Origin of the sequence: Gemella sp. 27098_8_155 (genome assembly GCF_041433725.1) — a bacterium.
Classification (GTDB): Bacteria; Bacillota; Bacilli; order Staphylococcales; family Gemellaceae; genus Gemella; species Gemella haemolysans_D.
This window is the reverse complement of the sequence record NZ_JAPWCA010000009.1, coordinates 26124-40000: the sequence shown is the minus strand read 5'-3', so window position 1 is coordinate 40000 and position 13877 is coordinate 26124. Positions and strand designations below refer to the sequence as shown.

Here is a 13877-nt window from a genome sequence, read left to right as displayed (position 1 = left end):
ATTTAATTGTAATTAAAATTATTATAAGTATAAATATTGATAGCAAAATACTAAAGCACTAACTAAACTATATGCTGCTACCAACTTCAATACCTTATCCATACGTCTTTTTTTTATTTTTCTATTTGCTACTAACATTATGTACGAACCTAAAAGTAGAACAAACGAGATAATAAAAACTATAACAGATAAAAATATCGCCATACTATCATCCTTTCTTTTTTATATAGCTTTATTTTATCACGATTTCTAAAAATTTTAAACACACTTTATATATATATTTAAAAAAACTCCACAATAATACTTCTCAATGTTAACATAAACTTTTAATGTAAGATTATTTAACATATACTTTATTTTTAAATTTTATTTTGTTATTATACTATATAGATATAAAATATTTATTTCACAAAATCTAATTTGAGAGGTGCTTTTATGGGGTTTAAAGAATTACAAAAAAATCTTCCTGTTTTTTCTATAAGTGTAGTAACTAAGATTACGCAACTTACTGCTAGACAGATAAGATATTATGAAGAAAAAAAACTATTCACTCCTAAACGTACCGAGGGAAACACTAGGCTTTTTTCATTTAATGATATTGATAAACTATTAACTATAAAAGATCTACTTACAAAGGGGTTTAGTTTAAAGGCAATAGATGAAATTATAAATGAGAAAGATGTATCTGCTAAAACTACACAAATCAGACAAATTATCCATAACGACATATTTGCTGGTCCTAACGGATTACCTAGGGAACGCTCAATTGGACGAGGTGACTTATCAAGATTTTATAACAATAAAAAAAATAAATTTTAATGTTAGATTTTTTAACAAATTTTTTACAGAGTTTTAAGGAGAAGACATGGCTAAAACTATTACTAGAGAAGAAATTATTAAAAGAATTGAAGAAGAAAATGTTAAATACATTCGATTACAATTTACTGATATTACTGGAACTATAAAAAACGTAGAAGTACCAGTTAGTCAAATTGAAAAAGTATTAGATAATAAAATGATGTTTGACGGTTCATCAATTGAAGGTTTCGTTCGTATCGAAGAAAGTGATATGTACTTATATCCTGACTTAAATACATTCTTAGTATTTTCATGGGATAGTGAATATGGAAAAGTTGCTCGTTTTATCTGTGATGTATACACAGTTAATGGTAAACCATTTGCCGGAGACCCACGTGGTAATTTAAAACGAACTCTTGAAAGAATGAAAAAACTTGGTTTTGACACTTTAAATCTTGGGCCAGAACCAGAATTCTTCTTATTCAGACTAAAAGAGAATGGGGAACCTAGTTTAGAATTAAATGATAATGGTGGATATTTCGACCTTGCTCCAGTTGATTTAGGAGAAAATGTTCGTCGTGACATCGTACTTGAATTAGAACGCCTTGGATTTGACATTGAAGCAAGTCACCACGAAGTTGCACCTGGTCAACATGAAATTGACTTCAAGTATGACGATGTAATTTCAGCTTGTGATAATATTCAAACTTTCAAATTAATCGTTAAAACTATCGCTCGTAAACATGGACTACATGCTACATTCATGCCAAAACCTATCTTTGGTATTAATGGGTCTGGTATGCACTGTAATGTTTCATTATTTAGTAAAGGGGAAAATAGTTTTTACGATGAAACTAGCGAAAATGGTTTAAGTGAAGTTGCTTCGCACTTTATTGCAGGGATTCTTAAACATGCTCGTAGTTTCACAGCTGTTTGTAACCCTACTGTAAATTCATACAAACGTCTAGTACCAGGATACGAAGCACCTTGTTATGTTGCATGGTCAACATCTAACCGTTCTCCTCTAGTACGTATTCCAGCAGCCCGTGGTAAATCTACACGTGTTGAAGTTAGATCAGTAGATCCAGCAGCAAATCCATACTTAGCTATGTCTACTATTTTAGCGGCTGGCTTAGATGGAATTGAAAATAAACTTATTCCGTCAGAAGAAGTTAGAAGTAATATTTATGTTATGACTCCTGAAGAAAGAATTGCTAATGGGATCGATGAATTGCCATCAACATTATACACAGCCCTAAAAGAATTATCTTCATCTTCTATTATGAAAGAAGCTCTTGGTGATCACATTTTCTATAACTTTATAGAAGCAAAATCAATCGAATGGGATTCATTTAGAACTCAAGTTACCGATTGGGAAATTGATCAATATTTAAAAAATTATTAATTTAAAAGAAACAAGGAATCGCTTAATTACATGCCATTCCTTGTTTTGTCTTTAATAAAAAAGGGAGTGACTCAAAAATCGTGATTTCGGAGAAATCGATTTTGTCGAGTCACCCCCGCACAGTTTATTAGATATCTAAAAAGCTTTTATAAAGCGAATTTAGATATCAATAAACCACTGCGTCTATGAGTTCTCATAGAAACTTTGTTAAAATTTAGGACTTTTAGTTCAGCCCCTTTTTTTTATTAGTATTTAGATAGTAATTCTACTAACGCTTCTTTTGGTTGGTATCCAGTTTTTTCTTCTAATACTTCACCATTTTTCATAATTAATAGTGTAGGAATTGACATAATTCCATATTCACCAGCTGCTTCTTGATTTTCATCAACATTAATTTTGTAGAATTCAATGTTAGTTAATTCATTAGAAACCTCTTCTAATACTGGTGCTAACATTTTACAAGGACCACACCATGGTGCCCAAAAGTCAAATACTTTTACACTATCAGTTTTTGATAGTTCAAAAAATTCTTTATCTGTAATTTCTCTCATTGTTTCTGTCTCCTTTATTACTTATGTTTTTATTTTATAATATCATAGAAAAATATTCAAATTATTTGTCTTACTAATAATTTATTACATCATTGGCATCTGAGGTTGTATTGGCTCATCCTTTGAAACATCTGCTACTACTGCTTCTGTTGATAAGAATAAACTTGATACACTTGCCGCATTTTGCAAGGCAGAACGAGTTACTTTAGTCGGATCTACAATACCAGCTTTAATCATATCAACCCATTCTTCAGTAGCAGCATTAAATCCATATCCTACTTCAACTTCTTTCAGTTTAGCCACGATAACGCTACTCTCTAATCCAGCATTTTCTGCAATTTGACGAACTGGAGCTTCAAGAGCTTTTTTAATTATGTTAATACCTGTTTGTTCATCACCAGTTGCTTCTAGTTTTTCAACTTCAGAAATAACTTGAACAAGTGCAGTTCCACCACCTGGAACTATACCTTCTTCTACCGCTGCACGTGTTGAATTTAACGCATCTTCAATTCGAAGTTTTCTTTCTTTTAATTCAGTTTCAGTGGCAGCACCAACTTTAATAACTGCAACCCCACCCGAAAGTTTCGCAAGTCTTTCTTGTAGTTTCTCACGATCAAATTCAGAACTTGATTCTGCATATAATGCTTTTATTTGTTGAGTTCTACTTTCAATTTTTTCTTTATCACCTTTACCACCAACAATAACTGTATTGTCTTTAGTAACATTAACCTTAGCCGCTTTACCTAGCATTGTAATATTAGCATCTTTTAGCTCAAGACCTAAATCATCAGTAATTAATGTTCCACCTGTTAAAATAGCAATATCTTCTAAAATTGCTTTTCTTCTTTCACCAAATCCTGGAGCTTTTACAGCTACAACATTAAACGTACCACGAAGTTTGTTTACAACAAGTGTAGCAACAGCTTCTTGCTCTATATCATCTGCAATAATTAATAGTGGTTTAGCAGCAGCAACTACTTCTTCAAGTACTGGTAAAATTTCTTGAACCGCACTAATTTTCTTATCCGTTACAAGGACATAAGGATTATCTAAGTCAGCAATCATTTTCTCAGTATCACTAACCATATAAGGAGATAAATATCCTCTGTCAAATTGCATCCCCTCTACTACTTCTAACGTAGTTTCAAGTCCTTGAGATTCTTCAATAGTAATAACTCCGTCATTACCCACTTTATCCATAGCTTCTGAGATGAATTTTCCTATTTCTTCGTCAGCAGCAGAGATTGCACCTACTTGAGCAATTTTATCCTTAGAATCAACTGTAACACTAATCTCACGAAGTCGATCCACAGCGACTTTTACAGCTCTTTCCATACCTTTTCTAATTCCAATTGGATTAGCTCCGCTTGTAACATTTTTTAGACCTTCAGTTATCATTGCTTGAGCAAGTATTGTCGCTGTAGTTGTACCATCTCCTGCAATTTCATTTGTTTTATTAGCAACTTCAGCTACTAACTTTGCTCCCATATTCTCATATGGGTCTTCCAGTTCAATTTCTTTAGCAATTGATACACCATCATTAGTTATTAATGGCGAACCAAATTTTCTATCTAATACAACATTTCTCCCTTTTGGTCCTAATGTTATTTTTACAGCATTCGCTAATTTATCCACACCAACTTTCATCGATTGACGTGCATCTTCTGAAAATTTTAATTCCTTTACCATGATTCCTCCTATAATACTAAAACATCTCTTTATTTAGATACGAACTTAATCTTCAATAACAGCTAAAACTTCTTCTTCATTTACTAAAATATATTCTTCATTTTTGAAGTTAACTTTTTTATAATTATCCGAAAATACAACTTTGCTTCCAGCAGTTAATTCCCCCTCATTATCCTTTGATAATAAACAACTTTCCCCTAAAGCAACTACTACAGCAATATTAGAAGTTTCTTCTTTAGAAGCCAATACTATTCCACTAGTCGTTGCTTTTTCTTCTTCTACTTTTTTTAATAATACATTATCAAATAATGGTTTAATCATATTAATAACCTCTTTAAATAATTTTTTTCTATATATCTTCTGAAATATATAATAAAACAAAAGTCAAAAAAAGTCAAATCATAAAATTCAATAGGTGATATATAATAATATTCAATTTAATTTTAAAATAAATATTTAACAAAAATGTTTATAATTAAAAACATATTTTCCTTAAAGATAAAACGATAACAAAGCCATTCTAATCATTTTATTGAAGCATATTATTTTTATATTTTGGTGTTATATGTTATAATACTATTTGTATAATAATACAATAGAAATTATACGGGAAAATTTTAATATTAATTTAGGAGGAAAATATATGAAATATGTAGTTGTTGGAACATCTCACTTCGGTTACGAAGCTGTTCAAACTATCTTAAAAAACGAGCCTAATGCTGAAATTCACTTATACGAAAGAGGAGCTGGGGCTTCATTTATGGGTTGAGGTAGCCAATCTTATTTAGATGGGACATCTAAAGCGTTATCTGAACTACACTTTGCAACAGAGGAATCTTACCGTTCTCAAGGTATTAACATCCACTGTAACAGTGATGTTGTAGGATTAAACTCAAAAGAAAAATATGTTGTTGTTAAAACACCAGCTGGTGAAGAAAAACAAAGTTACGATAAATTATTATTAAGTCCTGGTGGAGCTGCAATTAAACCTCCATTCGAAGGAATTGAATTAGAAAACATCCATACTTTCCGTGGACCAGAAGACACTCAAGCTGTATATGATTGTATGCAAAACAGTAAAAAAGCTGTTGTAGTTGGTGGTGGATACATCGGTCTTGAAGTTGCAGAATCTTATGCAAAACACGGTATCGATGTGACAATCGTTGACTTCGCACCAAGAATCTTAAATACATACTTAGACCAAGAATTAACAGACATCCTTACTGAAGAAGGTGCTAAGCACAACCTTAAAGTTCGTGGTGGAGAAAAAGTTCTTTCATTCAAAGGTGAAAACGGAAAAGTTACTTCTGTAGTAACTGATCAAGGTGAATACGAAGCAGATACAGTTATCGTATCTGTTGGTGTTCGTCCAGATGCATCTTGGTTAAATGGAGAATTAGAAATGACAGAACGTGGTTTTGTTGTTACTAACGAATATTTAGAAACTTCTGCTGAAGATGTATATGCTGGAGGAGACTCTACTCTTCTTCCATACGCTCCAACACGTGGAGAATTACCAATAGCTCTTGCTACTCTAGCTCGCCGTCAAGGTGTAGTGGCTGCATTAAATGCTATGGGTACAAAAACTAAAATGCCTGCAGTAAACGGTACTTCTGCATTATCATTCTTTGATTACAAATTTGTAAGTACTGGATTATCTCAAAACGGTGTAGGTCTATACGACGGTAAAGTAGCTTCTAAATATGTAGAAGAAAGAATCTACCCTGACTTCATGAGAAAAGAAAACAATCTAGTTCACATGAAAGTTTACTATGATGAAGATACTCACAGAGTTCTAGGAGCTCAATTTATGTCTAAACACGACGTTTCTAGTGCTATCGCAGCTTTATCAATAGCTATCGCATCAGACTGGACATTAGAACAATTAGCACTTGCTGATATATTCTTCCAACCAGAATTTGACCGTCCATGGCACTTCATTAACGTACTTGCTATGGCAGCTCTAGACTACAAACTAGGTGGAGCAGATAAATTACTATTCTAGTATAATGAAAAAAGTTCACAGAAAAATTTCTGTGAACTTTTTTATTCTGAAATTACTTGATCTAAATTTGATACTATTCTCGCTCTTCCCTGTACTTTAAAGTTTACGATATTATCAAAAATATTTAGAATAATAACTTCTCCCTTATTTAATATTTCTAGAGCTTCTTCATTATTGGTCTTCTTAGTAATAACTTTTACATTATCTACTTCTGCTCTAATAATAATATAACTACTCTCCTTCATAATCTACTCCTTATATTACCAGTTATTTTTATAACTTAATTTTATATTGAATATCTTTTACTAATTCTGTGTCTTCTAAGAAAATACCAGTTTTTTTACTAGTCACTGTTTTTGATCCGATTTTCTTGATTCCACGCATAGCCATACACATATGTTCCGCTTCAATAATTACATACACACCTTTTGGTTGTAATTGTTCTTCAATTGCGTTTACTAACATAAGCGTCATATCTTCTTGAATTTGTAGTCTACGACTAGCACTCTCAACTAAACGCGCTAGCTTACTAAGTCCTGTAATCTTTTTATTATTTGGAACATATGCTATATGACATACCCCATAGAAAGGTAGCATATGATGCTCACATAATGAATAAAACTGAATATCCTTTACTAAAATAGGTTCATCATTATCTGATTCAAAAAATGTATTTATCTCTTCTTTTGGATCTACATTTGTTTTAGATAATAATTCTTCATACATTTTTACACATCTTTTAGGTGTATCCAGTAATCCAGCTCTTGATGTATCTTCACCAATATTTTCTAATAATGTTTTTATAAGTTCTTGTGATTGTTCTTTATTTTTCAAAACTATCCTCCGTTTTTATAAAAAAAAGAGCTACTAAGTAGTAACTCCTCTTTTTGAATTAAATTGTTATTATTTAACTGCGTCTTTAAGAGCTTTACCAGCTTTGAAAGCAGGAACTTTGCTTGCAGCGATTTCGATAACTTCGTTAGTTTGAGGGTTACGTCCTTTACGTGCAGCTCTTTCTCTAACTTCAAAGTTACCAAATCCGATAATTTGGATTTTTTCACCTTTAGCTAAAGTTTCTTCAACTGTTTCTACGAATGCTTCGATAGCAGCAGTTGCTTGTTTTTTTTGTAGTCCTGATTTCTCAGCAACTTTTGAAATTAATTCTGATTTATTCATTAATTCTTTACCTCCATTATTGAGTAACGGTTCTACCGTTTCACTTATTAAATATTACCATATAAATCGCTAATAATCAAGGTTTTATTATATAAATTTAGCCTTTTTTAGCATTTTTTCTATATTTTAATTAGTAATTTTCAAATTATTTTATCTTTCTACTAATACGTAAACTTATTTATTCAAATTTATTTAATTCTTCTGCGGCCATCTTATTCATAAGGTTGTTAACACAGTCTTTTATACTAAGTCCTTCATACAATACTTTGTATATATTTTCAGTAATTGGCATATACACATCAAACTTCTTAGACAAGTAATAACATACTTTTGTAGTTCTCACACCTTCAGCTACCATATCTAATTTTTTAATAGCTTCTTCTAATGAATATCCTTGTCCTATTAAATAACCGCAATTATAGTTTCTTGAATGTTTAGATGTACATGTTACTACTAAGTCACCTATTCCTCCAAGACCTAAGAACGTCATTTCATCAGCACCTAGTTTTTTCCCTAATCTTGTTATCTCGATTAACCCACGTGTTAATAATGCTGCTTTAGCATTATCCCCATAAGCCATCCCATCAATTATTCCACATCCAAGGGCAATTATATTCTTTAAAGCACCACCAACTTCAACACCAATCAAATCTTTATTAACATAAATTCTAAAATATTTATTATGGAAGATTTCTTGTGCTAATTTATTTAATTCATCATTTTTTGATGCAATAGCAACTACTGTAGGGTTTCTTAAAATTAACTCTTCTGCATGAGATGGACCACTAAGCACTCCCACACCTTTAAGTTTATCACTATCAATTTCATCAGATATAACCTCTGACATCCTCTTGTTAGTATCCATCTCTAAACCTTTAGATACATGGATTATATATTTTGGTTTATCTAAATATTTATTGATTTCCTTTGATACTTCTCTCATCACTTTTGTAGGAACTGCAATAACAATTACATCTGCAAACTCAACTGCTTCTTTTAAACTACTAGTAGCAACAACTTCCTTAGGTAAAATAGCATTTTTTAAATATCTACTGTTTGTGTGATGTATATTAATTTCATCACGCGATTTCTCACTTCTTGAATATAATAATAGTTCATGCCCATTATCAACAACAGCCTGAGATAAAGCTGTTCCCCAACTTCCTGAACCTATCACAGATATTTTCATCGTTCTGTCCTCACTATATTTTATTCTTTCTATCATTATATCAAATTTTTTTAAAATATACATTAATTTTACATTAAAGCATGAATTAATCTTTCCTTAATAACTATAGTAATATTTAAATTTACTATACTATTTTTTTCCTTAGAACTATGATATAATTTAAGCATAATAATAAAAAGGAGGTAATTTTATGAATTGGTTTGAAATTACTCTAATAGATGGAAATCGTGGATTAATCAACTTAAACAATATCGTTGATGTTTGGAAAGGACTAAATGATGAGTATGCCACTATTTCTCAAGTAAATGGAGAAGAAATTGAAGTGCCTGCATCAGAATATGATAGGTTAAAACGTGCTTTAGATATGAAAGGATACGTATTAGGAGGATTCTAATATGGCTAGATTTTTAAAAATATTTCTTACTTTATTATCAATTACTGCAATTGCTATAGGATTATATTATTACTTCAATGGCTCTTTTTCATCGACAAATGGTGATCAAGTTGATGATAAAACTAATATAGAAAATATAGTGAAAAGCGATTCATCTTCTCAAGAAAAAATTGAAGGAACTGTAGTAGCTAAACGTTCTACAGAAAACAACTAATTTTACGAAAGGATATTACTATGAAAAAGAAAACTTTAAAAAAACTAACAAGCTTATTTCTTACTTCGACACTTATTCTTTCTACATTAAGCGCATCAAGTATAAATATAGTAGAAGCAAAAGGTTCTTCAGCAAGGCCTAATGCATCAAGATCAAGTTCTAAGCCTAGTTCTTCTAAACCATCTAGTAGCAAGTCAAGTTCTAAACCTACTACTTCAACTGCTAGTAGTAAACCAACTACAGGAACTAAAAAGAACTTTTCAAATAGTACAAATGGTTCATATAATAAAGATTACAATAGTTACAATAATCAAGGATATAAAAGACAATACACAGACTATATAAACAATAACTATAGAACTAGTGGTTTCTTTTCTGGAAGCACTATAACTAACGCTCTTTTATGGTATACACTATTTAATTCTGCAACTTCACACAATCATGTTCAAGCAAGTGATAAGCAAAAAGAATTAGTCGACAATGTAAAAGATTCGAAAGTTCCAGTTTATATGCTTGAAATTAAAACTAAAGATGGTGAAACAAAACACGTTACCGTTACAAAAGAACAATATGAAAAAGTTAAAGAAGGGGATAATATCTCTTTAGATAACGGAAACTTAGAAATTAAAAATCAATAATATTTAATCTTGTTCAAGAGTATAAGAGTACTCTTGGACATTTTTTAATTAAACATATCATACAAAAAAACTTTCGAAATAGTTTCCTACTTCGAAAGTTTTTTTAATTTTATTCTTCTGAATATTTAGCTTTACGAGCTGCTTTTTCACGAGCTGCTTTATCTAATTCTTTTTTACGTAGACGAATTGACTCTGGAGTTACCTCTAAGTATTCATCATCACTTAAGTACTCAAGACTTTCTTCTAAAGTCATAATGCGAGCTTTTTTAAGTGTTACTGTTTGGTCTTTTGTAGAAGAACGTACGTTTGTTTGAGCTTTAGCTTTTGTGATGTTAACTGTTAAGTCATTTTCACGGCTGTTTTCTCCAACAATCATACCACCATATACATCAGTACCTGGTTCAATAAATACTGTACCACGATCTTCTAAACTTGAGATAGAGTATGCTGTAGCTTGACCATTTTCTAAAGCTACTAATACACCATTACGACGTCCACCAACACGTCCTTTTTGCATTGGTTGGTAAGAGTCAAATGTGTGGTTAATAATACCATATCCTTTAGTCATAGACATGAATTCTGTAGAGTATCCGATAAGTCCACGAGCTGGAACGTTAAAGATAAGACGAGTTTGTCCATTTCCATCAGCTTGCATATCTACCATATCACCTTTACGTTGCCCTAATGATTCAATAACAGCACCAACACTTTCATCTGGTACATCAACTTGAACACGTTCAACCGGTTCGCAATCTACACCATCAATGTTACGGATAATTACTTCTGGTTTAGATACTTGAAGCTCGTAACCTTCACGACGTAAGTTTTCGATAAGAATTGATAAGTGAAGTTCCCCACGTCCACTTACTACCCAAGAATCACTTGTATTAGGTTCTACTCGTAATGAAACGTCTGTTTCTAATTGTTGCATTAATCTATCTTCTAATTTACGAGCTGTAACAAATTTTCCTTCTTTACCAGCAAATGGTGAGTTATTAACTAAGAAAGTCATTTGTAGTGTTGGTTCATCAATGTGAAGTACTGGTAATGCTTCTTGATGATCTGTTGGACAAACTGTTTCCCCAACGTTAATATCATCCATACCACTTACTGCAACGATATCCCCTGCATGCGCTTCTTGAATTTCTTCACGTTTTAATCCAAAGTAACCAAAAATCTTAGTTACACGGAAGTTTTTAACTGTTCCGTCAAGTTTCATAAGAGAAACTGATTCTCCTACTTTCATACTTCCACGGAATACACGTCCAATACCAATACGTCCAACATAGTCATTATAGTCTAATAATGCTACTTGGAATTGAAGAGGTTCATCACTATTATCTTTTGGTGCTGGAACATAATCAATTACTGTTTCATATAAACATTGCATGTTTTCTTCTTGAGCACTTGGATCACTTTCTAAAGAAGCTGTTCCATTAATAGCAGATGCATAAACAACTGGGAATTCAAGCTGTTCATCGTTTGCTCCTAATTCGATAAATAAATCGATAACTTCATCTACTACTTCTTCTGGGCGAGCTGAAGGTTTATCAATTTTATTTACAACAACGATTGGTTTTAAGTTTTGTTCTAAAGCTTTTTTAAGAACGAAACGTGTTTGAGGCATTGTCCCTTCATAAGCATCTACTACTAGAAGAACACCATCTACCATTTTCATAATACGTTCTACTTCTCCACCAAAGTCTGCGTGTCCTGGTGTATCAAGAATATTAATTCTTTTACCTTTATAATCAATAGCTGTATTTTTCGCTAAGATCGTAATTCCACGTTCTCTTTCTAAATCATTAGAGTCCATTGCTCTTTCTTCTACATGCTCATTTGAACGGAAAATTCCTGATTGTTTTAATAATTCATCAACCAATGTTGTTTTACCATGGTCAACGTGAGCTATAATTGCAATATTTCTAACATCGTCTCTTAATTGTACTGACATTTTTTTCTCCTTGTTCTTACTTTATAAAACATACTAAATTCTCGAATACATTTTATTTAATCTAACTTAACAATAATACCATTATTTCATCTTATTGTAAACAAATATACTAGCTAAAACTCTATAATTTACGATATTTTTTTTCGTTAGCACTTTCAAAAAAAAGAGATCGAGTATGACTCGATCTCACTTAAAATTATTCTTTTATTATGGGTGTACTGGAATCATCCATCCAAGTACTCTAGTTGATTGAAGTGCGACGATAGCACACACAATAATTAATAGGATGAAACTGTGTTTAACTGTAAATTTAAGTAAGTCTGACTCTCTTCCTACTAATCCAACCGCTGCAGCTGCTACTGCGATAGATTGTGGAGAAATCATTTTACCTACTACTCCTCCAGATGCGTTAGCCGCTACTGCTAATAGTGGATCCATTCCTACTTGGCTAGCTGTAACTTGTTGTAATTTAGCGAATAGTAAGTTAGCTGATGTATCAGAACCAGTGATGAATACTCCAATCCATCCAAGTGCTGGAGATAAGAATTTAAATGCTCCTCCAGTTGCCGCTAAAGCATATCCTAGAGTATTTGACATACCTGATGCATTCATGATGTAAGCAAATCCTACTACGAAACAGATTGTTAGTAATGCAATTTTAACTTCATTAAATGTTTGCGCGAAAGTTATAGCTGCATCTTTCCAACTAATTTTAATGATAAATTTAGATATTATCGCTGCTACTAAGATTGCTGTACCAATTGATCCTACTAAATCTAACTTGAATACTGCAGCTATTTCTTTACCAGATACTGAACTGATAATATTGTTGTGAATAAATGGAACCTTCGGATTTAAAGCAATTGTTTTGAAGAATGCTTTAGAAGATTTCATAGTCCATAAGAAGATAATCACTGTTAATACTACGAATGGTGACCAAGCTACTAAAACCTCGTTTAAGCTGTGTTTTGCTTTAACATTGTCTTTTCCATCAACTTCTTTTTCATCAGCAAATCTCCAAGTTGTTTTTGGTTTCCAGAATTGAAGTAAAACAACGATTGAAACTAATGATACTAATGAAGAAAGAATGTCAGGTAATTGTTCTCCCATATAGTTAGAACTTATGAATTGTGCTATCGCAAATGACCCACCAGATACTAATAATGCAGGCCATACTTCTAATGTTTTCTTAAATCCAGCCATGATTAATACTAAGTAGAATGGAATAAAGATAGACACTAATGGTAATTGACGTCCAATCATCGCTGCGATTTCAGCAGCTGCGATTGGTGATCCATTTGCATAAGTTGCTAATCCATCCATAGCTGTTACCGGTGCTCCAACTGCTCCGAATGCTACTGGCGCAGTATTAGCGATCATACAAACACCTGCAGCATAAAGTGGTTTAAATCCTAAACCTACTAATAATGAAGCCGTGATTGCTACCGGTGCTCCAAATCCTGCAGCTCCTTCTAAGAAAGCCCCAAATGAGAATGCAATGATTAATGCTTGGATACGACGGTCATCAGTTAATGAAGTAATACTGTCTCTGATAATATCAAAGTGACCAGTTTTAACTGTCATTTTATATAAGAATACTGACGTTAAAATAATCCAACCGATAGGCATAATACCGTATACCATACCGTGAATTGTTGAGAACGCTGCGAATTGGAATGGCATTTTAAAGAATACGCATGCAATTACAATTGCTACTAATAAAGTTAAAAGTCCTGTTAACCACCCTTTAACTTTAAATCCTGCTAGTGCTACTAAGTAAAACACAATCGGAATTAATGCAACAAGTGCAGAAAGATATAAATTATCAGCAACCGGCTGTAATAATTGAGTGAATTTTTCCATA

At 32.2% G+C, this 13877-nt stretch carries 16 protein-coding genes; 6 read left to right on the top strand and 10 right to left on the bottom strand.

Annotated elements, in window-relative coordinates; translation table 11 throughout:
• Positions 1-21: 21 nt before the first annotated feature.
• The gene (locus tag O5Y44_RS05300; protein WP_271965180.1) at positions 22-204 is read right to left on the bottom strand and encodes a hypothetical protein; all 183 of its coding nucleotides are present in this window, start codon (positions 202-204) and stop codon (positions 22-24) included.
• Positions 205-435: 231 nt separating this feature from the next.
• Here O5Y44_RS05300 and O5Y44_RS05295 point away from each other — a divergent pair, with 231 nt between their 5' ends.
• Entirely contained in the window at positions 436-819 is a 384-nt protein-coding gene (locus O5Y44_RS05295) for a MerR family transcriptional regulator (RefSeq protein ID WP_271965182.1), read from the top strand.
• A gap of 46 nt (positions 820-865) precedes the next feature.
• The gene (gene glnA / locus O5Y44_RS05290; protein ID WP_271987461.1) at positions 866-2203 is read left to right on the top strand and encodes a type I glutamate--ammonia ligase; all 1338 of its coding nucleotides are present in this window, start codon (positions 866-868) and stop codon (positions 2201-2203) included.
• Positions 2204-2448: 245 nt separating this feature from the next.
• Here the strand turns inward: glnA and trxA are convergent, their stop codons facing one another.
• The 3 genes from trxA to O5Y44_RS05275 all read right to left on the bottom strand — a co-directional run bounded on the left by trxA (position 2449) and on the right by O5Y44_RS05275 (position 4764).
• Positions 2449-2754, bottom strand: coding sequence for a thioredoxin (gene trxA / locus O5Y44_RS05285; RefSeq protein ID WP_271965711.1), 306 nt, complete (start codon positions 2752-2754; stop codon positions 2449-2451).
• Between the two features lie 84 nt (positions 2755-2838).
• Entirely contained in the window at positions 2839-4443 is a 1605-nt protein-coding gene (gene groL / locus O5Y44_RS05280; protein WP_271987209.1) for a chaperonin GroEL, read from the bottom strand.
• 45 nt (positions 4444-4488) lie between these two features.
• Complete coding sequence (locus O5Y44_RS05275) at positions 4489-4764, bottom strand: co-chaperone GroES (protein ID WP_271965709.1); 276 nt, start codon at positions 4762-4764, stop codon at positions 4489-4491.
• 322 nt (positions 4765-5086) lie between these two features.
• On the opposite strand from O5Y44_RS05275, the gene O5Y44_RS05270 reads away from it, so the two are divergent.
• On the top strand, positions 5087-6448 hold the full coding sequence (locus O5Y44_RS05270) for an NAD(P)/FAD-dependent oxidoreductase (RefSeq protein ID WP_271987208.1): 1362 nt from the start codon (positions 5087-5089) through the stop codon (positions 6446-6448).
• A 41-nt stretch (positions 6449-6489) separates the two neighbouring features.
• On the opposite strand, the gene mtrB is transcribed toward O5Y44_RS05270, so the two are convergent.
• The 4 genes from mtrB to O5Y44_RS05250 form a co-directional block, all read right to left on the bottom strand.
• Entirely contained in the window at positions 6490-6693 is a 204-nt protein-coding gene (gene mtrB / locus O5Y44_RS05265) for a trp RNA-binding attenuation protein MtrB (protein WP_003146887.1), read from the bottom strand.
• Positions 6694-6721: 28 nt separating this feature from the next.
• Complete coding sequence (folE, locus tag O5Y44_RS05260; protein WP_060914163.1) at positions 6722-7282, bottom strand: GTP cyclohydrolase I FolE; 561 nt, start codon at positions 7280-7282, stop codon at positions 6722-6724.
• A 69-nt stretch (positions 7283-7351) separates the two neighbouring features.
• Entirely contained in the window at positions 7352-7624 is a 273-nt protein-coding gene (locus O5Y44_RS05255) for an HU family DNA-binding protein (protein WP_003144688.1), read from the bottom strand.
• A gap of 178 nt (positions 7625-7802) precedes the next feature.
• Positions 7803-8813 carry an NAD(P)H-dependent glycerol-3-phosphate dehydrogenase gene (locus O5Y44_RS05250; protein ID WP_271965705.1) on the bottom strand — a complete coding sequence of 337 codons (1011 nt, stop codon included), beginning with the start codon at positions 8811-8813 and terminating at the stop codon, positions 7803-7805.
• Positions 8814-9003: 190 nt separating this feature from the next.
• Between O5Y44_RS05250 and O5Y44_RS05245 the strand changes: the two genes are divergently transcribed.
• Genes O5Y44_RS05245 through O5Y44_RS05235 form a run of 3 tightly spaced genes read left to right on the top strand, consistent with a single transcriptional unit; the run spans position 9004 to position 10059 of the window.
• On the top strand, positions 9004-9207 hold the full coding sequence (locus O5Y44_RS05245) for a hypothetical protein (RefSeq protein ID WP_271965704.1): 204 nt from the start codon (positions 9004-9006) through the stop codon (positions 9205-9207).
• 1 nt (position 9208) lies between these two features.
• On the top strand, positions 9209-9421 hold the full coding sequence (locus O5Y44_RS05240) for a hypothetical protein (RefSeq protein ID WP_048802685.1): 213 nt from the start codon (positions 9209-9211) through the stop codon (positions 9419-9421).
• A gap of 20 nt (positions 9422-9441) precedes the next feature.
• Entirely contained in the window at positions 9442-10059 is a 618-nt protein-coding gene (locus O5Y44_RS05235) for a DUF7489 domain-containing protein (protein ID WP_048802684.1), read from the top strand.
• A gap of 109 nt (positions 10060-10168) precedes the next feature.
• Here the strand turns inward: O5Y44_RS05235 and typA are convergent, their stop codons facing one another.
• Positions 10169-12013: a translational GTPase TypA gene (typA, locus tag O5Y44_RS05230; RefSeq protein ID WP_048802683.1), complete on the bottom strand. Its 1845-nt coding sequence runs from the start codon at positions 12011-12013 to the stop codon at positions 10169-10171.
• Positions 12014-12220: 207 nt separating this feature from the next.
• A complete protein-coding gene (locus tag O5Y44_RS05225) occupies positions 12221-13876 on the bottom strand; it encodes an L-lactate permease (RefSeq protein WP_271987206.1) in 1656 nt (551 codons plus the stop codon).
• Between the last annotated feature and the right edge of the window lies 1 nt (position 13877).